Origin of the sequence: Thauera humireducens (genome assembly GCF_001051995.2) — a bacterium.
Taxonomy (GTDB): Bacteria; Pseudomonadota; Gammaproteobacteria; order Burkholderiales; family Rhodocyclaceae; genus Thauera; species Thauera humireducens.
Window position 1 is genome coordinate 1,909,543 of the sequence record NZ_CP014646.1, and the last position, 18,006, is coordinate 1,927,548.

Below are 18,006 nucleotides of genomic sequence, written 5' to 3' on the forward strand. Positions count from 1 at the left end.
GCCGCTGAACGCAGTTTCAGGACAACGTCGGAGTTCCTGAGCCCCTTCTGACCTGCCCCGTCTTTGATACCAGCGCTTGGTTAGCAGAGTCCCGAAACTTCACTCCTTCGAGTGGTGCTTGGTTTGCCCGTCATCGGGTGAGTTCACCCGATGACGGGCAAACCAACTCGACCTGGGTCATGTCGTCGCGTGCGCTGTGCGGAATGCCCCGGAGGGCTTGCGCGAAGTCCATGGTGGCCTGCAGAAACTCTTCAATGAGGGGCGTCACATCTTGAAACGAAAATTTAATTAACCCTTTGATCTATATATTTTTTGTCAAAATATAACAAAAACATTTTTAGCTCATGGTGGTCCCAGAAAGCGCAAAATCCGTTCTTGGAGAGCGGCGTTGAAAAATGCCGTCTCCCAACGGCTTGACTCTGGGGCAGACGCCGTTTACGCGGGTATCGCGCAATCCTCGTCCATCACGTGTGCGGTTTCAGCCAACTCCGAAGTGGTGGCCAACTCCCCGACCTCAACGGACTCCTCAATGACATTCCACACGACCGGGCGACGCGCACTACCAATGAGCCTCACGCGAATCACCGCGCGCTCGTCAAGAATCGGAGCGGAGTCCGACAACCAAGCCACCGCAGCACCGGGCGCAAACTCGATCTCGAAACGCGCGATGTAACGGGACTCCCTGCCGAGAAAGACAAACCTCGGAAACAGCTTGGCGAGCGCCGCGCGCAGGTGCTCAGGCGGCAACTTGCCATCGAGCAGCTTTTCCGTGAGCGCACGCGGATCGACATCGAGTTGTGCCGCAATGTCCCGCCGCGCCACACTGACTTTTGTTGCTTCGAGTGCCTTGATCTGCCGTTCCGTGTCCGCCACGCTCTTGGAGTTCTTGGCGTACTCTTCATCAAGCAAGGGGTCCGGCTGCTCGCGCTGATAAATCAACCTCAGCAAATGCTGACCAACTTTCACAAGCCGATCCCGCGTCTTACGCAATTCCGCAAGCTCGCCATCCGCGCCCTGCGCCAGACGCTCCCGCAGCCGTGCCCGCAGCGCTTCGATACGCTCATCATTCAAAACCCGCTCCAGCGCAAACGAGAGCACTGCGTTCAACCCCGCAACCGAGATTGTCGGCACAGCCAAGACCTGAGGGTCGCCCACAAGGCGGTTGGAATTGCAGCTGCCACACGTAAACGCCTTGCCTTTCGCCGTGCTCGACAGCAAGTTGCCGCAGTGGCCGCACTTCAAAATGCCCGAGTACGCTTGGCGGCCACCCCCATAGCCCGAGCGGCTGACCTTGCCCGATTGCCCACAATGCCAAAGTTCGTCGGTGACAATACGCAAGTGCGGGCGCTCAAAAAAGTGCTCCTTGGTGCTTTTCCCATGAACAGACGCAGGGTCCAGCGACTCCTCCGTCCACGCGACCTCCCCGCGATACACAGCGTTCGAAAGCATGCGCTGCACCCCAGCAGAACGCCACAACCGACCGCCCCTTGCAGTTGGCACAGCCGTCTCATTCAGCCAGCGCGCGATTTTGTCGAACGCTGCGCCATCCCGCCGCATCTCGTACATGCGCTGCACGATCTTCGCTTCCTCAGGCACGATGTGCCAGGACGTGCCGACCGCGCGTCCGGACTCATAGTGTCGCTCTGCGCGATAGCCGAACGCAGGAGCGGCCATCATGTATCCGCGAATCAGTTGACCAAGCATCCCGCGCTTCACTCGATAACTCGTACTGCGACTCTCCTCCTGCGCCATAACCCCTTTGATCCCAAGCGCCATGCGCGAACCTGAGTTGGCGGAGTCGATGCCATCAGCACAGATTAATCGCACTTGCGTACTATCAAGGCGTTCGAGAATCTCCAGTTGCTGACGCGGATTGCGCCCCAGGCGCGAGAATTCGTCCGCCACCACAATATCGAACGCGCCTGCATCCCAAGCAGCCATCATCGCGTTGAAAGCGGGTCGTGCGTAGGCTTCACGCGTCTTGTAAGCAGACACATCCTCGTCAATGAAGCGCTCCACCTTTGTCGCCTCAATGCCGATCCGGCTCAAGTAGTCTAGTGCGCGGCGCATCTGATCCTCAACGGACATCGGACTCTGCGAGTCATCCGAATATCGGGCATATACGCCGACCGCTGCCTTCATTTTCATGCGTTCTCTCTCCTATCGTCGGGCGTCGCAGGGCATTCCTTGCCGCTTGCGATGACCCTGGCGGCGTGATGCTGCCCCACCCTTGAGTCACGTCCCGTATAGCCACCGTCTGCACTTTGCCGGCCGGGTGCGTTCGATCTGCTCGTCTCTGTATCTGGCGCATCGATGAGCAGTCGAGCGACAAGGGCATCCAAGAGGTAGTCAATCGCGGGCGGCAGCGGTTGCAGGGCCGCGTTACGCATGGGTGTTTGTTTTTTCATTGATTGCTTCCGTGATATTTGTCACAGGCAGATAAAAGTGAACGGGTAGGCGGTGCTTACACTCTTCACCAGCAGCTCATAAACGACTCAACAGGGCCGATCTGCTGGGACGGACCTGTTGCGCAGTGCCTCCAGCATGAGCCGCACCAAGAATCTGACCTACGATAAGAGTCGAAAACGCTACATCTTCCAGATCCGCGTTCCGCTGGACCTAACAACAGCGTTTGGTGGCAGAACGCACATCAAAGCCGCCCTCGGTCGCATCGAGGGCGCCGCCGCAGTCGCGAAAGCTCAAGAGCTCAGTGCTCACTGGACCGGAAAGTTCGAATCGACCCGGCAGCAGCGAACTCGGCCATTTCAGGCCATCGGCAACGCCAAGGTCACACTGACGCTCGATGACGCGTTGTTCCGCAGAGCCGTCGCAACGCGCCGTTCGATCACGCTTCGTGGGCTGCAGCAAAAGCTCTCGGCACTCCGGCAGGGGGCTGACGATGCTTGGGACGTCGCCGTGGCGGAGGCGCAGGATTGGTTGAAAAACTCGCGACGACGGCTGGCCCGAGGCGCGCTGGACGATGCGAAGCAGGCGCTTGAAGACATCGCCGCGAACTACGGCGTATTGCTCACACGCAAGGAGTGTGACTTCGAGGCGTTCGCAGATCTGATCAATGCCGACACGGTAACGCTGGCAAGCGCGTGGCTTTCGGCGCTGAACGGCGAATGCGGTCTTGATGCGCTTTGTCCGAAACCCAGTGACCTTCTGCCGTTGACGCGTTTCTTTGGCACTCCTGCAGCGTCCTTGATAAGCGCGTGGCAAGACCGGCTCAAACTGGTCGGCAAAGAGACTCGCCCGAAAACAGTCGCCAAGTACGCATCGATCATCGAAGATCTCGCAATCGTTATCGGTGAAGCTCCAGTCGAGGCTCTGAACGAAAGTCAGGTCAAGGCATTGATGGCACTGTGGCAGGAGCGCGGAAACGGATCGAGTACGATCGTCGCGAAACTGACAACGGTCATTACTCTCGTAGCGCCTGTTTCGGCTGACGCGGCCGCGTGCTGTCGCTCGATACTGCCGCGTACGCGGATCGATCGCGCCAAGCGCCTGCCGCTGACTGCAGCGCAGCTTCATAAGGTGCGGGAGGCCATCGTCGCCGATGAAGTCACCACGGATGACGACACGATGCTCGTCGATCTTATGATGCTCACAGGCGCGCGACTGGGCGAGATGATGCAGATGCGTGTCGGCGACGTGATCCAGCACGACGGCCTCTGGCATCTCAAAATCGGTGGCCACGCAGATGCTGTGCTCAAGACAGTCACGTCTTACCGGACTGTGCCCCTTAGCACCACACAGACACCCGAGCTTGAGCGATGGCTGTCGCTTCGGACCCATACTGCCGCTCCGAGCGAGTTCCTGTTCGGGGATGCACAAGCGGATGGCTTCGGATGCTTTGGCGGACCTGAGAGCAAGCGTTTGAACCGCGTGATTCGGTCGCTCCACGATGACAAGAGGATTGTTCTGGAGAGCATTCGCAACACGGTCGCGAGGACTTTGCGCGCCGAAGGGGTCGATCCTCGCGTGCGCCGCGCGATACTGGGCCATACTGATGTGGATATTCATGAGAGGCATTACGATCCCGAGGCCTTGATGACAATCGAGGACTTCATGGAAGCCGTCCCCGTACTTGAAGCGCTCGCTGCGAAAGCACGTGGCAAATGCCGCGCAGCGAGCTGACATCACCGATCGTCAGGAGCGCTTTTTGGCTGCCTCGGGCGGCGAGAGCTGAATGAACGCCGATAAACTGAGCGAGCCAAGACTGTCAGCTGCGCTCACACCGACCTCGGCTAACGACTCGACCACATGGTGCAGAAATGCGACCAGCCAACCGGGAGAGTCAAGCAGTTGCTCGTCGACGAGTACGACGCGAGGCGTCGCCGTCGACGCCACTTCGTACTGTGAGTGGCGTGGATCTCCGAATCCGAGCACGACACTGGCGCGTGTCAGATGAAAGCCACCGGGGTATGCTGCACGCGCTCTTGGATCGCGAACGGAGTCAGGCACTTCAAACGCAATCCGCGAATGCTCGAGCACGCGTGCGACGATCAGTGACGGAAGGTCAAGCACCCAACCCCCGGTGGTAGCGCAGCCTTCTTCAGGCATCATCGGGAGCAGGCTCCTGAGATGCGCTTCTCCTCGAGCGTCGAGCGTGCGCTTGACGCCTTCAAAATCGAGCCTTAGCCCCGCTTCGAGGGAGCCGCGACTATGCAGTTCGGTGTCTTCGAGCGCGCTGGCCTCATCCTCAGTCGCCTCAGCGACGCTTGCATGCACTAATGCGCAAGCGTCGTGAAACTTGCCTTCGACGTGCATGAGATGGCACGTGCGTGGCGCGTATTGCCACAAGCCGATCGCACAGTCGGCGCCGAAATTCAGCAAGGTAACGCCGAGACTGTTTGCTGATTGGGTCTGGATCGCATCCCGGCTGAGCCGCAGTGGCCAACCGCAAGCCTGTGCAATCGTTCTGCGCGCCAAGCCCTGTGCGCGAATCACCGACCAGACTTCAGGCAAGCGCAATGCAACATCAACAAACGAAGCACACTCTACGCGGCGGATCTCTTCGATCCAGGCGATGATCGACGCTAGGGGCGGGTTCATGTTGTCAGTCATGATCGTCCCCTTCAGACGTCGATGCGCGGGAGCGCAACGGGCAGTTTGATCGCGTGGATCGCTTGGACAAGCGGGCCGATCGGCATGTCGCCATAACGCCTGCTGACACTCGACGACACATGCCCTGTCAAGGCGTCATGCACTTCTTCGCTGATCCCCGCTGCGCGGCACAGCGTCTTGAACGTATGCCGAAAGCTGTGAAACACAACTCTGGGGTCAGTGAGGCCGACTCCCCGCCGTCCGCGGAGATAGCGCTGAAACCACTTGCAAAAATTCCCGCCTCGCCGACCGTCGTGGTCGGGGAGCAGTTCAGGAAAGAGCCACTTGTGCCCCGACTCACGCACCAGATCGACATAATCCGGGAAACCGGCCCGCAAGATCTCGGGGTGCAGAGGGACGATGCGGCGGGAGCCGATCGTCTTGAGCCGCTGCGTCTCCCCTTCGTCCGTGATGCGCATCAGCAGTCCGTACTCAGGATCCTCGATGATGTCGTGTGTGAGCAGTTGTGCGATTTCCTCGAGTCGGGCGCCAGTGACGAGGGCAAGCATCGGCATCCAGACGCACGCAGGACCACAACCGGCCACAGGCCGAAAATCTTCGGCGTACACCGGAGACGTGAAGATCCTCTCCAACTCCTGCGCGGTGAACGCCCGACGTTCGAGGGTCGGCACTTCCGCGCGCGGGACCTTGAGCCCCCTTGCCACGTTCTGCTTGAGGAGGCCGGCATCATATCCAACTTGCAGCAACGTCGAGATGAGGCCGATCCGCTTGGCGACCGTGCCCCTGGCAAGACGCTTGCTGAGCAAGTGGTCGCGGAAGTCGGCAATGTCCTGTCGCTCGAGCGAGGCCCAAGGCTTGCGACAACGCGACCGGAACTCCTTGATGGCCGACTTCATGTCCCCGATCGTCGAACTGGCTCGAGTCACGTCGATGCGGGCCCAGGCGTCGAAAAGCGCCTTGTCGGTGAGTTGCTTCGTCGGACTCGATTTTTTGGGCGGAACCTCAGCGACGACAATGGGCTGTTGAGCCACCTGCGCCACGTGAGGAAGCACATCCTCCGCTTTCGGGACAGCGTCGAAATCTGGAGACAGATCGCCGGTCGGCGCATAGGCCGGAACGGCTGCGAGTGCATCGGCTTCCTGGAACCGACTCAGCCACTCGCTCGCCAAGCGCAGCGAAAGAACTCTGGCAAGCGCAGGGTCACGCGTCTGAAGATTGACTCGGACAACCTTGCCATGGAGTCTTTCAAGACGGGCGGGCACTCGAATCTGGAACCAGAGAGTGCCATGATGGGCGGTTACGTACGACATACAGCTTCTCCAAGAATTGAGATAGCTGCTGGTACGGTGTACACCACTTTGTAACACCATCGCAAAACCCTGATGTTGCTGAATCCCTTATTTCAAGCGGATTCAAGGGCTTGCGGTGTTACTGGCGGAGACGGAGGGATTCGAACCCTCGATACCGTTTTTGACGGTATGCTCCCTTAGCAGGGGAGTGCCTTCGACCTCTCGGCCACGTCTCCATCAGGAAGGCGCGATGATAGCGAGTTCGCGCAGTCCGGTCAAACAGTATTCACTGGCTTTATCAGACTCCGGTGATCGAGCCCAGAGCGACCGTTTCCACCTATTCGTCGAAGGCGTGGCCGCCGCGCTCAGGCAAGCCTGGGGCGCCACCGGCAACCACGACTTCGCAGTCGCGGCCCCTCCTGCACAGTGCAGCTCGACAGCCTTGCGGGACGCACTTGGCCTTGCGATCGCCCCCCCTTCCGCCCCGCCGCCACGGTACTGAACTATCAGTGCCATTGTCGTATCCAACGCCGTGTGGATAAGGCTCGAGATTCTGATGAAGGCGGAGTGTTAGCCCCGCCTTTCACGCCGAACCCAACAAATGCGTCTCATACAACTTCTAACGCAAAAATGCGAAATTTGCCATTGTATGTGGAGCGAATAGTGATTTATACTTTTCGTAGGCTATAACTTTAGTCGTAGAAGCCCGCATATAAAATCGATTCGGAGTCATGCAAAATTCATGCGCTCCACACTCAACCGAGGAACAACAGATGAAAGCCACTGACAGCTTTGACGTTCGCGAAATCCGCCGCAAGCTTGGCCTGAACCAGTCCCAGTTCTGGTCGAAGATCGGCGTCACCCAGAGCGGCGGCTCCCGCTACGAGAGCGGTCGCAACATCCCCCGCCCGGTCCAGGCCCTGCTGCGTCTGGTACACATCGAGCAGATCGACATCAACAAGGTCAAGCGTGATGACGTCGACGTCGCCGAGTACCTGAAGACGACCAACCCCGAGCTCTACAAGACCCTCAAGAAGGAAGCGCGCGCAAAGAAAAAGGACCGCTGAGCGCGATGCCGTCCGGCAATCAGGGGCTGACGCGAACCGTCAGCCCTTTTTTTTCGATCCGGCTGGCAATGGCCTGCAGCTCGTCCGTTGTCAGTGGCGACAGATGCGCGGCCTCGGGCTGCATCGACTGCCGCGCGATGCCGTAGAGCAGCACCCCCTGCAGCTTCGACACGCCGGCCTGCTCCAGCAGCCCCAAGTAGGCGTCGATCTCTGCCTCCGACGGCACGGCCCCGTCCCAGCGGAACATGCAGGTCTGCACCCAGGTGGCACAGAGCGCCGCACAGCGCGCCAGGTTGCGCGCTACCGAATCGGGCTCGAGTTGCACGCCGTTGATGCGCGCCATCGCCTCCGGCGTTCCCGCGTCCACCTTGAACCACACTTCCCCGCCCGCCTCGCCGAGCCGCCTTATGCCCGCCTGCACCCGCGCCTGTGCCAACAGGCTGCCGTTGGTGATCAAGCGCACGGGAACGGTCTCGGCCAGCCCGAACTCGGCGCACAGGCGCACCACCAACCCGACCGCCTCCGGGAAGACCGCGGCGCTGGTCGGTTCGCCGTTGCCGGAGAACGCGACGTCCCTGATCACGCGCGCTTCTTCCGGCACGAAACGCTGCATCCAGTCTCCATGGACCAGATCCGCCAGGAAGCCGCGCAACTCGTCCTCCAGACGAACGAGGTCGATTTCGGGCGCCTTGCCCCGAACGAGCCCGGGCACCTGGCAGTAGGCGCAATGCCAGTTGCAGGCATTGTTCGGATTGAGGTTGATGCCGACCGACACGCCGCCTGCACGCCGCGACAGCACCGGATAGACATAGGTCAGCCCGGCAAGGTCGCGATCGTGGTTGCGGACGCTCAGGCTGCGCGGAGGGGTCTTGGAGGAAGAAGGGGAAATCATCGTCTGCTCAATCACTTGCGGAATATACGGAAAGGCCGGAGCACACGTGCGATGCTATAATCCGCGCCCTTTTCCAGAGGTCAGCCATGCGCATCACCCGCCGTCTCGAATTCGATGCCGGACACCGGATCCCCGATCACGCCAGCCAGTGCCGCCACCTGCACGGGCACCGCTACGCCATCGAGGTGACGCTGTCGGGCGAGATCATCAAGGCCGACGGCCTGCCGGTCAATGGCATGGTGATGGACTTTGCCGACGTCAAGCGCATCGCCAACGAATGCGTGGTCGAGCGCTGGGATCATGCCTTTCTCGTGTATCGCGGCGACACCCAGATCATGAGCCTGCTGTCGGCGATCCCCGATCACAAGACGGTGGTCCTCGACGTCGTGCCCACCGCCGAGAACCTCGCCGCCGAGGCCTTCCGCATCCTTGACCCGGCCTATCGCGACACCTACGGCAATCATCTGCGCCTGGAGCGCGTGCGTCTGTACGAGACGCCGAACTGCTGGGCCGACGCCGTTCGGGCCTGAACACCGCCGCGGGGCGCGATCAGGCGCCCGTATCGCGGCTTCAATCCCGCAGCGAAGGCCATGCCGGCAGCTTCCAGCCGAACACGACCGCCAGCAGGCGCGAACCCGTGGCAGTGCAGATGCCGGCGATCATCGACACATGCGGCGCCGCACCCAGTGCGTGCAGCCCGAGCAGCACGACGCAGCCGACGACGGCGCACAGTGTGTAGGGCCGGTGGTCCTGATAGACCTTGGGAATCTCATTGCACAGCACGTCGCGCGAGACCCCACCAAACACCGCGGTGATCGCGCCCATGAGTACGGACACGAGTGGGGGCGTCCCCGCCGCCGATGCAATCGTGGCGCCCGAAATGGCGAACAGACCGAGACCGCAGGCGTCAGCGAACTCCATCGCATTCTCGGTGATGCGATGGCGAACGGTCCTCAGCCACAGGGGTGCGGTCAGCGCCAGCGCCAGCACGATCCACACATACTCCTGATTCTGGATCCAGAACAAGGGCCGGCGATCGAGCAGGACGTCCCGCACCGTACCGCCGCCGAACGCGCTGACAAAGGCGACCGAAAACACGCCGACGATGTCCATCCGCTTCCTGATCGCCTCGAGGAGCCCGGACATGGCGAACGCGATCGTGCCGCCGACTTCGATCACCAACAGAATCGTTTCGAACTTCATCTATTCAGAACCGGAAAACCGAGTATGCCGCCGCACCTGAGGGCCGCGCGGCAACCGAAAAGCAAATGGCAGCCCCCAAGGCCGCCGCCAGAAAAAACAAAAAACACGCTCCGCACCGCGAAGCGTGCCAATCCTGTCCCCGCCGAGCTTACTTAAGGTAGTGCTGCACCAGCGCCACCCAGTATGCCGCCCCGACAGGCAGGTTGCGATCATCGAAATCGTACATCGGGTGATGCACCATCGGCGTGTCGCCGTTGCCGATGAAGCAGTAGCTACCCGGCTTGTGCTGCGCATAGTACGCGAAGTCCTCGCTGCCCATGAACGTGGGGCCGGGCATCACCACCTGGTCGTCGCCCAGCAGGGCGCGCGCGACATCGGCACATTCGGCGGTCTGCACGGGATCATTGACAAGCACCGCGCCCGGAGGGCCTTCGACGATTTCGTGACCGACGCCGAACGATGCGGCCTGCGCAGCGGTAATCGCCCGCACCTTGTCGAGCACCAGCTTTCGCGTTTCCGGCGCGCTGCTGCGGATGCTCAGACGCAAGGTGGCGGTCTGGGGAATCACGTTGCCCGCGTCGCCCGCCAGGAAGGCGCCGACCGTCACCACCGCGGAGTCCTTGGCGCCAACGTTGCGCGACACGATCGTCTGCAGCGCCATGACCAGGGAAGCCCCCGCCACCACCGGGTCGATGCTCTTCTCCGGCATCGAGCCGTGACTCCCCTTGCCGGTGAGGACGATCTCCCAGTTGTCCACCGCGGCCATCACCTGCCCGGCGGTGAAATAGAGCTTGCCGCGCTCCAGCGTCGGCATGTTGTGCATGCCGAACACCGCATCCATCGGGAAACGCTCGAACAGACCGTCCTTGATCATGGCCACGGCGCCGCCCATGATCTCCTCGGCCGGCTGGAAGATCAGATTGACCGTGCCATTGAAAGCGCGCGTGTGCGCGAGGTAATGCGCCGCGCCGAGCAGCATCGCGCTGTGGCCGTCGTGACCGCAGGTGTGGGACTTGCCCGGGATGGTGCTCTTGTGGCCGCCTTCGATCATTTCCTGCACGGCCAGCGCGTCGGTGTCGGCCCGCAGACCGATGGACTTCTTGCCGTCGCCGCAGCTCATCCGCGCAACCAGCCCGGTCTTGCCGATGTTCTCGGTCACTTCATAGCCCCAGCCGCGCAGCAGGTCGGCAATGTAGCGGGCGGTGTTGTGTTCCTCGAACGCCACTTCGGGGTGTTGGTGCATGTGGTGCCGCCAGGCCTTCATCTGTTCCTGGTCGGCGGTCAGTGCATTCAAAAGCATGCTCATGATGACTCCTGATCGAGATCTGAAATCCTGCAAGGTGATACCCGGGCGTCACGGGCTTGGGCGATCGGCCCGGGTTGGCTCTGCGCGCGGCACCGTCGCGAACACGGGGCGCACAGAGCGGTGTGTGGTGTGCTGCGGTTGCCGCGTCAGGCTTTCTTGGCGCGGGCCTTCGGAACGGTGAGCATGATCGACAGGATCGCCACCACCACCATGAAGACGTTGAACATCAGGGCGATGATTGCGGCCTCGCGCACCGCCAGGTTGTCCTGACGGCCCTGGAAGGTGGTCACGCCTTCGAGCCAGGCAACGCTCTCGGGATTGGCGCTGAGCGCGGTGAAGATCGCGGCAGAGATCGCCACGCCGAAGGCCGCACCGAGCGACGAGGCCATCTTGTAGATCCCGGAACCCGAGCCCGACTGATCGGCCGGAAGGCTCGACAGGGCGGCGTCGGTGGAAGGGGTGGCGTAAAAGGCCAGGCCCACACCGAACAGGGCGTAGCCGATCATGGCCATGATCTTGTAGTCGCCGACCAGCAGATTGGCCGGGGACAGCAGCACGATCGCGAGACCGGTGATGAGGCAGCCCCAGATCATCGGCCGGCGGACACCGAAACGCTGCAGCAGCTTCTCGCCGACGCGGATGAAGGCGATGATCGCAATCGCATAGCCGAGCGTGAGCGTGCCGGCTTGCTGGGCGCTCATGTCGCCGCCGAGCTGTACCAGTTGCAGCGAAACCAGCAGGGTGCCGGCGACGCCGTTGAGCAGGAAGTTGGAAATGGTGGCGCCGGTGTAGGTCGGGTTGCGGAACAGCTTGAAATCGACGAAGGGCTGGCCGATCGAGCTCTCGATGCGGAAGAACATCGCACCAAAGACGATCACGGCGGCGATCAGGCCCAGGCTCATCGGGCTGGTCCAGCCCATCTTGTTACCCTGGGTGACGAGGATCTGCAGGGCCACCATGGCGATCATGAAGGTCAGCACGCCCGCCAGGTCGAACTTGTAGCTGCCCCGGGTTTCGGCCTTGCTCTCCGGCGTACCCTTGAGCATCAGCAGACCGATCACGGACACGACGATCGAGGCGAAGAAGATGTAGCGCCAGCCGAAATTCTGCGTGACCAGGCCGCCGAACAGCGAACAGACGCCCGAACCACCCCACGAGCCGATCGACCAGAGGCTCACTGCGCGCTGGCGTGCGGGGCCATCCCAGTACGCCTTCACCAGGGCGAGACTGGCCGGCATGATGCATGCGGCGGAGACGCCCTGCAGCGCACGCCCGACCAGCAGGAAGGCGGTCGCCAGACTGCCCTCGGGCGCAATGGCGATCAGCAGCGAGCCGACGATATTGAGGTAGAAGCCGATGCGGACGATCTTCAGCCGGCCGACGCGGTCGGCCAGGCCGCCCATGACCACGATGAAGATGCCGGAGAACAGGGCGGTGATGGCGACCGCGATGTTCATCATGCTGGCATCCAGACCCAGGTCGCGCTACATGTCCGGCGCAATGTTGAGGGTGGTCTGGGCAAAGAGCCAGAAGGCGATGACGCCCAGAATGATGCCGTAAAGTAATTTGTCAGTACCCTGGTAGGTGGTACTGGAGGCCGTACCCGCAATAGCTGTCATGGCAATCTCCTGAAGGAAGCGGGTTGAACAATGTCTACGCCCTCATCCTAGAGATTCCCCTACAGAAAATAAGGCATTGCGTTTTCCGTGGTGACGACCATCCGGAATCACCCCAGACGGACGTGCGAATCAGTTGAAACCGCGCCCGGAAGGCGATACGTTGCGCCAGCAAGATGCCAACACGGACACGGGGCGGCCCCATGAAAGACCATCAACTTCGAGCACTGGTACATGTGGCGGAATCCAGCTCGATCCGTGCTGCCGCGCGGGAGATGAACCTGAGCCAGAGCGCCCTCACCAAGGCCTTGCGCGAGCTTGAGGAAGATGTCGGCGCACCGCTCCTGACCCGCAGCTACAAGGGCATCGAATTCACCGCCGCCGGTTCGGTGCTGCTCAGCCGCGCCCGGCTGGCCCTGTCGATCCTGGACAAGGCGGTGGAGGAAGTGCGCCAGCTGCATGGCGGCCCCGGGTCACGGGTGGTCATTGCCGTCACGCCCATGGTCGGGGCGCTGGTGCTGCCCCGGGTACTGCGCGAATACGAGCGCTTGCGGCCCGACACCGAGGTGCATCTCACCGAAGGGCTGCTGACCCAGGTGTTGCCCGATCTGATCGAGGGCAGGCTCGATTTTGCGATTGCCGTCGCCGACCCTGCGGACCTGCCCTACGAGATCGCCTTTGAACCGCTGGGCCCCGCCGAAGCCGTACTCGCCGGGCGCGTCGGCCACCCGCTGGCCGCTGCAAGGACCTGGGCCGAGCTGAGCGACGCGAAATGGGTGATCAACCTGAGTCCGGGCAGCCTCGGGCATGCCCTGCTCGCCTGGGTGAAGCTGCAGGGACTCGCCCCACCCCGGAACATGATCCGCTGCGCCTCGACAATGCTGATGCTCGAACTGATGCAGCGCACCGACTGCATCGGGATCGGTCCAGCCAAGCTGTTCGAGGACCGCCTCGTCGGTCACGGCATCGAGCGCATCAACGTCACCCCCCCTGCCGCCGCCGATGAGCTTCGGCCTGCTGCGGCTGCGTGGCGTGCCGCTGTCGAGTGCAGCGAAGCCCATGGCGACACTGTTCTCGCGCTACCTCGCGCCGTGACCCGGAACAGGCCCCGACGCCTGCGACGGCCGCGTCAGACGGCGTAGCGGCGCAGGCGCTGAGAGAACTCCTGCAACTGCTGGATGCCGCTCTGCTCTGCACGTGCGATCCAGTCGTGCAACTGGGCCAGCAATTGCTCGCGCGTCGCGTTCGAACGCGCCCAGATCGCCGCCAGCTCCTCGCGCATGGTCATCACGGTGCTCAGCGCTGCGCTCTCCTTGAGCACCACCTGCAACTGCTGCCGCTGCTCCTCGGCCAGACCACGGTCCTCGCCAGAGAGCACCCAGCGCTTCAGCGCACGGGCATCGAAGCGCACGCCGTGTGTGGACTTCAGGCGCTCGATCTCGTCGGCGCAGACGCGCTTCAGCGAGCGCATGTAGCGCGTCATCACGTCGTAGCGGTGGGTGACGATCGCCTGCAGGGTGTCGAAGTCGGGCACGTGCTTGGCCTCGCCGAAGCGCGGCGTCGGAATCACCTTCTTCGCCTTCGCCAGCCCCAGCAGCTCGAGGATGCGGATGTACATCCAGCCGATATCGAACTCGTACCACTTGGACGACAGCTTGGCCGAGGTGGCGAAGCTGTGATGATTGTTGTGCAGTTCCTCGCCGCCGATGAGGATGCCCCACGGCGAGACGTTGCGCGACGCGTCCACGCAGTCGTAGTTGCGATAACCCCAGTAGTGCCCGATGCCATTGATGACGCCGGCCGCCCAGAACGGGATCCACACCATCTGCACCGCCCAGATCGTCAGGCCCACCGCACCGAAGGCGATCAGGTCGATGATGAGCATGATCGACACACCCAGCACCGAGCGTCGATAGACATTGCGCTCAAGCCAGTCGTCCGGCGTGCCATGGCCGTAGCGCTGCAGCGTCTCCTGGTTCTTCGCCTCGGCGCGGTAGAGCTCGGCGCCTTCCCACAGCACCTTGCGGATGCCGCGCGTCTGCGGGCTGTGCGGATCCTCGGGCGTTTCGCACTTGGCGTGGTGCTTGCGGTGGATGGCCGCCCACTCCTTGGTGACCATGCCGGTGGTCAGCCACAGCCAGAAGCGGAAGAAGTGACTCGGGATGGGATGCAGTTCCAGTGCCCGATGTGCCTGATGCCGATGCAGGAAGATCGTCACCGAGGCGATGGTGATGTGGGTCAGGACCAGGGCCACGACGACGTAGCCCCACCAGGGAAGATCGAACAACCCGGTATACATGCGGATGAATATCCTTGAAAAACAGTGAGCTCAGCGATTCTACGTGAAGCGCGGAACGCCAGGCCGAGGGATTTCCCTTGTGCCGGCTGGCGATGCCGCAAGGTCCAGTCGTCGCCTGGCGAGACGGTTTGCGGCAGTCGAACTCAGACCTGCCCGGGCGCCGCGCGTTCCGCAGCGGCCAACTCACCGCCTGAGCGGCAATGCGCTCACCGCGACTGCATCGCGACGGTGCTGCAGCCAGTTCTCGCGATACGCGCGTGCAACCTCGCAATGGTCGCGCAGGATCAGCACGTTCTCCGAGTTCCGGTTCTGTGCCGACCAGGTGAAGTTGAACGAACCCGTGACCACGGCGCAGCCCGGTCCGTCCGCATCGACGATCAGCACCTTGTTGTGGGCCGCGTTGTACTTGGTCTCCAGCGCCACCGGCACGCCCGCCGCCAGCAGGCGCGGCAAGGCATTGCCCTTCTCGCGCCGGTTCATGCGCTCGTCCGCCAGCACCTGCACGTCGACGCCGCGCCGATGCGCCTTGACCATCGCATCGGCGATGCGGCGGTTGGTGAAGGCATAGGCCTGCACGTGCAGGCTGCGCCGTGCCTGGCCGATCACGCCGACGAGCAGCGACTCGACATCGTCGCGCGGCGTGAAGGCGACCTCGACCTGCCCCCGGCCGGCGAAGCGTTGCGAGGCCTCGAGGGGCCAGGCCGCCGGCAGCGACGCGCACAGCGCGGCCATCAACGCAATCCGCCGCAGCCTGCCCCGGCTGCAGCGATCAGGCACCGGCAACCCGCTCCATCACCGCCGCGAAGAAACCGTCCGTATCATGGACATGGGGCAGCAGGCGCAGGCGCTCGCCGGTCGCGAGCGTCACACCCTGCTTGTCCAGCACCTCCTGCGCCGACACCGGGCGGAACGCCGGATGGGCGGCGAGGAAGGCATCGACCACCGCATCGTTCTCCTCCGCGAGCAGACTGCAGGTCGCATACACGAGGCGACCGCCGGGACGCACGAGGCGCGCCGCGGCAGCGAGGATCGCGCCCTGCTTGGCGACCATTTCATCGACCGCTGCGGGCGACTGGCGCCACTTCAGGTCCGGGTTGCGGCGCAGTGTGCCCAGGCCGGTGCACGGCGCATCGACCAACACGCGGTCAGCCTTGCCGGCGAGGCGCTTCACCTTCGCGTCGTTCTCGTGCGCGATCAGCACCGGATGCACGTTCGACAGGCCGGCGCGTGCCATGCGCGGCTTGAGCTTGGCCAGGCGCTTCTCCGACACGTCGAAGGCGTACAGGCGGCCCGTCGAGCGCATCATCGCGCCCAGCTGCAGCGTCTTGCCGCCAGCGCCGGCGCAGAAATCCACCACCAGTTCGCCGCGCTTGGGCTGGACCAGCAGGCCGAGCAGCTGGCTGCCTTCGTCCTGCACTTCGAAACTGCCGTCGAGGAAGAGCGGATGCTTCTGCAGCGCCGGCTTGCCCGCCAGGCGCACCGCCTGCGGTGACAGCGCGCCCGGCTCGGCCCCGATGCGATCCTCGCGCAGGCGCGCAAGCAGCGTGTCGCGGTCGATCTTGAGCACGTTGGCGCGCAGGTCGAGCGGCGCAGGCCGGTTGAGCCCCTGCGCCAGCGCCAGCACGCCTTCCTCGTCGAAGCTGCGCAGCAGGCGCTCGGCCAGCCAGTCGGGCAGGTCGGCGCGCTCGGCCAGCGTCGCCTCGCCCAGGCTCACGGCCTTGAGTTTCTCGATCCACTCGCGCTCGGTCGCCGAGGCCAGCCCCTCGAAGTTGCGCATCGGCCAGCCTTCGCCGCGGGCGAACCAGGCCAGCAGCAGCTCGCGCGGCGTCGCCTTGTCGCCCGCGAGACGGCGCAGCCAGCGCAGCCGGCGCAGCACCGCGTAGACCGTTTCGGCGATGAAGCCGCGGTCACGATGGCCCAGTTCGCGGTTGTCGCGGAAATGCCGCGACAGCACTGCATCGGCTGGAAACTCGAAGGCGAGCACGGTGCCGAGCGCCTGGGTGGCCTGGATGAACAGGGCGCGCGAGACAGCGCCTTCGGGGGTCTTTTCGGTCTTCTCGGTCTTTTTCATATCGGTGTCAATTCCTGTAGAGATCGGCCATCGGCTCGACCTCTTCCTTCAATTCGATCTGTTCGGTGAGCGCAACGCCGCCCACCTCGTCGCCTTCGGCGTTCTTCGTCGGCTCGCCCGCTGGCGTCAGACGCAACTGGATGGCCTGCTGGTCGAGCACCTCGCCCTCATCATCCGCGATGCGGATGCGCACCGGCAGCATGCCGTAGCGGCTGGCCAGCCAGATGTCGATGGTCAGGCTGCCATCCTCGGCCTGTGCGCGCAGCCGCAGCGTATCGAGCCGGCCGATGGGCAGGCGCAGCCCTTCCGGCCCCACCACCTCGAGCAAGGCCGGCTTGGCGCTCTTGTTGGTCAGCACCGTCAGCGTCGCCGGCAGGCCGCCGGCGCCGACGATGCCGACCTGATGCCACAGGCTCAGCACATCCTGGTCGCCCGGCAGGATGCGCGCCGTGCGCGGCTCCCGGTTGCCTCGGCGGATGGTCGCCTGGCCGACGGCCCAGTCGAAATCCACCACCTCCGATGCACGGCCGCGTTGTTCCACGGTGAAGCGCAGGGGGCGCAGGCCGCGGTCGCCCACCTCGCCTTCGCTGCGCTGCGTGTAATGGAAGCTGCGCATCAGCGCCGCCACGCCGGTGGTCTTCAGCTCGACACGCATGTCGTAGCGCCGGGTATCGTGCGACCACTGATGGGTCGCCTGCCCGACCTCGAAGCCCTTGTCGCCCATCATCACCCGATAGACGATGCGCCCCTCGCGCGGCCAGCCGTCCGCATCCGCCACGTCGAAGGCCGCACCGGCCAAGGGATCGAGTTGCGGCACGGGCGGCACCAGCTCGGCCGGCGTGGGCAGATCGGCCCTCGTGGGCGCTGCCTCGACCGCGGGCGCGGCCAGCGCCACCTGCACGGATTCGGACTGCACCCTGGTCGCAGGCGCCGGACGGCTCGCCGGCTTGGGCGCGGGCCTGGGTTCGGGCTTCGGCGCCACGGGCGGCGGCACGCTGGGCGCGGGCGCCTCGGCAAGCGCCACCGGCGGCACAACCGGAGGTGGAGGGGGCACGATCAGGCGCGCCTGCATGAATGGCTCGGGCAACTCGGGCTCGACCGTCGGCGACACGCTCAGCTCGGCCCCGCCCAGCAGCGCGACATGCGCCACCAGCGAAATGCCAAGCGCGGCCAGGCCGTAACGGTCGATCACC

Annotated in this window: 16 protein-coding genes and 1 tRNA gene; 4 read left to right on the forward strand and 13 right to left on the reverse strand. The window is 63.5% G+C overall.

Translation table 11 applies throughout. From position 1 onward, the window contains the following. Window positions 1–435: 435 nt before the first annotated feature. Complete coding sequence (locus AC731_RS09040; RefSeq protein ID WP_048705403.1) at window positions 436–2,148, reverse strand: recombinase family protein; 1,713 nt, start codon at window positions 2,146–2,148, stop codon at window positions 436–438. A 396-nt stretch (window positions 2,149–2,544) separates the two neighbouring features. Between AC731_RS09040 and AC731_RS09045 the strand changes: the two genes are divergently transcribed. Next, window positions 2,545–4,140: a tyrosine-type recombinase/integrase gene (locus tag AC731_RS09045; RefSeq protein ID WP_048705406.1), complete on the forward strand. Its 1,596-nt coding sequence runs from the start codon at window positions 2,545–2,547 to the stop codon at window positions 4,138–4,140. Window positions 4,141–4,152: 12 nt separating this feature from the next. Here the strand turns inward: AC731_RS09045 and AC731_RS09050 are convergent, their stop codons facing one another. From AC731_RS09050 to AC731_RS09060, 3 genes are all read right to left on the reverse strand, one after another. Then, window positions 4,153–5,070 (reverse strand): hypothetical protein, encoded by a 918-nt coding sequence (locus tag AC731_RS09050; protein WP_048705408.1) that lies wholly within the window; start codon window positions 5,068–5,070, stop codon window positions 4,153–4,155. Window positions 5,071–5,081: 11 nt separating this feature from the next. After that, window positions 5,082–6,380, reverse strand: a complete 1,299-nt coding sequence (locus AC731_RS09055) for a site-specific integrase (RefSeq protein WP_048705410.1) — start codon at window positions 6,378–6,380, stop codon at window positions 5,082–5,084. Window positions 6,381–6,502: 122 nt separating this feature from the next. Beyond that, a tRNA-Ser gene (locus tag AC731_RS09060) sits at window positions 6,503–6,595 on the reverse strand. Between the two features lie 537 nt (window positions 6,596–7,132). Here AC731_RS09060 and AC731_RS09065 point away from each other — a divergent pair. After that, window positions 7,133–7,426, forward strand: a complete 294-nt coding sequence (locus AC731_RS09065) for a helix-turn-helix domain-containing protein (protein ID WP_004254336.1) — start codon at window positions 7,133–7,135, stop codon at window positions 7,424–7,426. Window positions 7,427–7,445: 19 nt separating this feature from the next. On the opposite strand, the gene AC731_RS09070 is transcribed toward AC731_RS09065, so the two are convergent. Further along, entirely contained in the window at window positions 7,446–8,318 is an 873-nt protein-coding gene (locus AC731_RS09070) for a radical SAM protein (protein WP_048705416.1), read from the reverse strand. A gap of 86 nt (window positions 8,319–8,404) precedes the next feature. Between AC731_RS09070 and queD the strand changes: the two genes are divergently transcribed. Further along, a complete protein-coding gene (gene queD / locus AC731_RS09075; RefSeq protein ID WP_004254318.1) occupies window positions 8,405–8,848 on the forward strand; it encodes a 6-carboxytetrahydropterin synthase QueD in 444 nt (147 codons plus the stop codon). Between the two features lie 40 nt (window positions 8,849–8,888). Here the strand turns inward: queD and AC731_RS09080 are convergent, their stop codons facing one another. From AC731_RS09080 to AC731_RS20365, 4 genes are all read right to left on the reverse strand, one after another. After that, window positions 8,889–9,521: a trimeric intracellular cation channel family protein gene (locus AC731_RS09080; RefSeq protein WP_048705419.1), complete on the reverse strand. Its 633-nt coding sequence runs from the start codon at window positions 9,519–9,521 to the stop codon at window positions 8,889–8,891. A gap of 148 nt (window positions 9,522–9,669) precedes the next feature. Further along, complete coding sequence (locus AC731_RS09085; protein ID WP_048705420.1) at window positions 9,670–10,827, reverse strand: M20 aminoacylase family protein; 1,158 nt, start codon at window positions 10,825–10,827, stop codon at window positions 9,670–9,672. A 146-nt stretch (window positions 10,828–10,973) separates the two neighbouring features. Beyond that, complete coding sequence (locus AC731_RS09090) at window positions 10,974–12,287, reverse strand: MFS transporter (protein WP_237266633.1); 1,314 nt, start codon at window positions 12,285–12,287, stop codon at window positions 10,974–10,976. A 24-nt stretch (window positions 12,288–12,311) separates the two neighbouring features. Continuing rightward, entirely contained in the window at window positions 12,312–12,446 is a 135-nt protein-coding gene (locus AC731_RS20365) for a hypothetical protein (protein WP_269465513.1), read from the reverse strand. Window positions 12,447–12,646: 200 nt separating this feature from the next. Here AC731_RS20365 and AC731_RS09095 point away from each other — a divergent pair, with 200 nt between their 5' ends. Then, on the forward strand, window positions 12,647–13,585 hold the full coding sequence (locus AC731_RS09095; protein WP_335338866.1) for a LysR substrate-binding domain-containing protein: 939 nt from the start codon (window positions 12,647–12,649) through the stop codon (window positions 13,583–13,585). Here the strand turns inward: AC731_RS09095 and AC731_RS09100 are convergent. From AC731_RS09100 to AC731_RS09115, 4 genes are all read right to left on the reverse strand, one after another. Then, window positions 13,573–14,742 carry a DesA family fatty acid desaturase gene (locus AC731_RS09100; RefSeq protein ID WP_004254304.1) on the reverse strand — a complete coding sequence of 390 codons (1,170 nt, stop codon included), beginning with the start codon at window positions 14,740–14,742 and terminating at the stop codon, window positions 13,573–13,575. The genes AC731_RS09095 and AC731_RS09100 overlap by 13 nt on opposite strands. Before the next feature lie 183 nt (window positions 14,743–14,925). Further along, window positions 14,926–15,474, reverse strand: coding sequence for a phospholipase D family nuclease (locus AC731_RS09105; protein WP_048705423.1), 549 nt, complete (start codon window positions 15,472–15,474; stop codon window positions 14,926–14,928). Window positions 15,475–15,511: 37 nt separating this feature from the next. Beyond that, window positions 15,512–16,813: an RsmB/NOP family class I SAM-dependent RNA methyltransferase gene (locus AC731_RS09110; protein ID WP_156480686.1), complete on the reverse strand. Its 1,302-nt coding sequence runs from the start codon at window positions 16,811–16,813 to the stop codon at window positions 15,512–15,514. 7 nt (window positions 16,814–16,820) lie between these two features. After that, window positions 16,821–18,005 (reverse strand): DUF3108 domain-containing protein, encoded by a 1,185-nt coding sequence (locus tag AC731_RS09115; RefSeq protein WP_048705430.1) that lies wholly within the window; start codon window positions 18,003–18,005, stop codon window positions 16,821–16,823. Window position 18,006 lies beyond the last annotated feature (1 nt).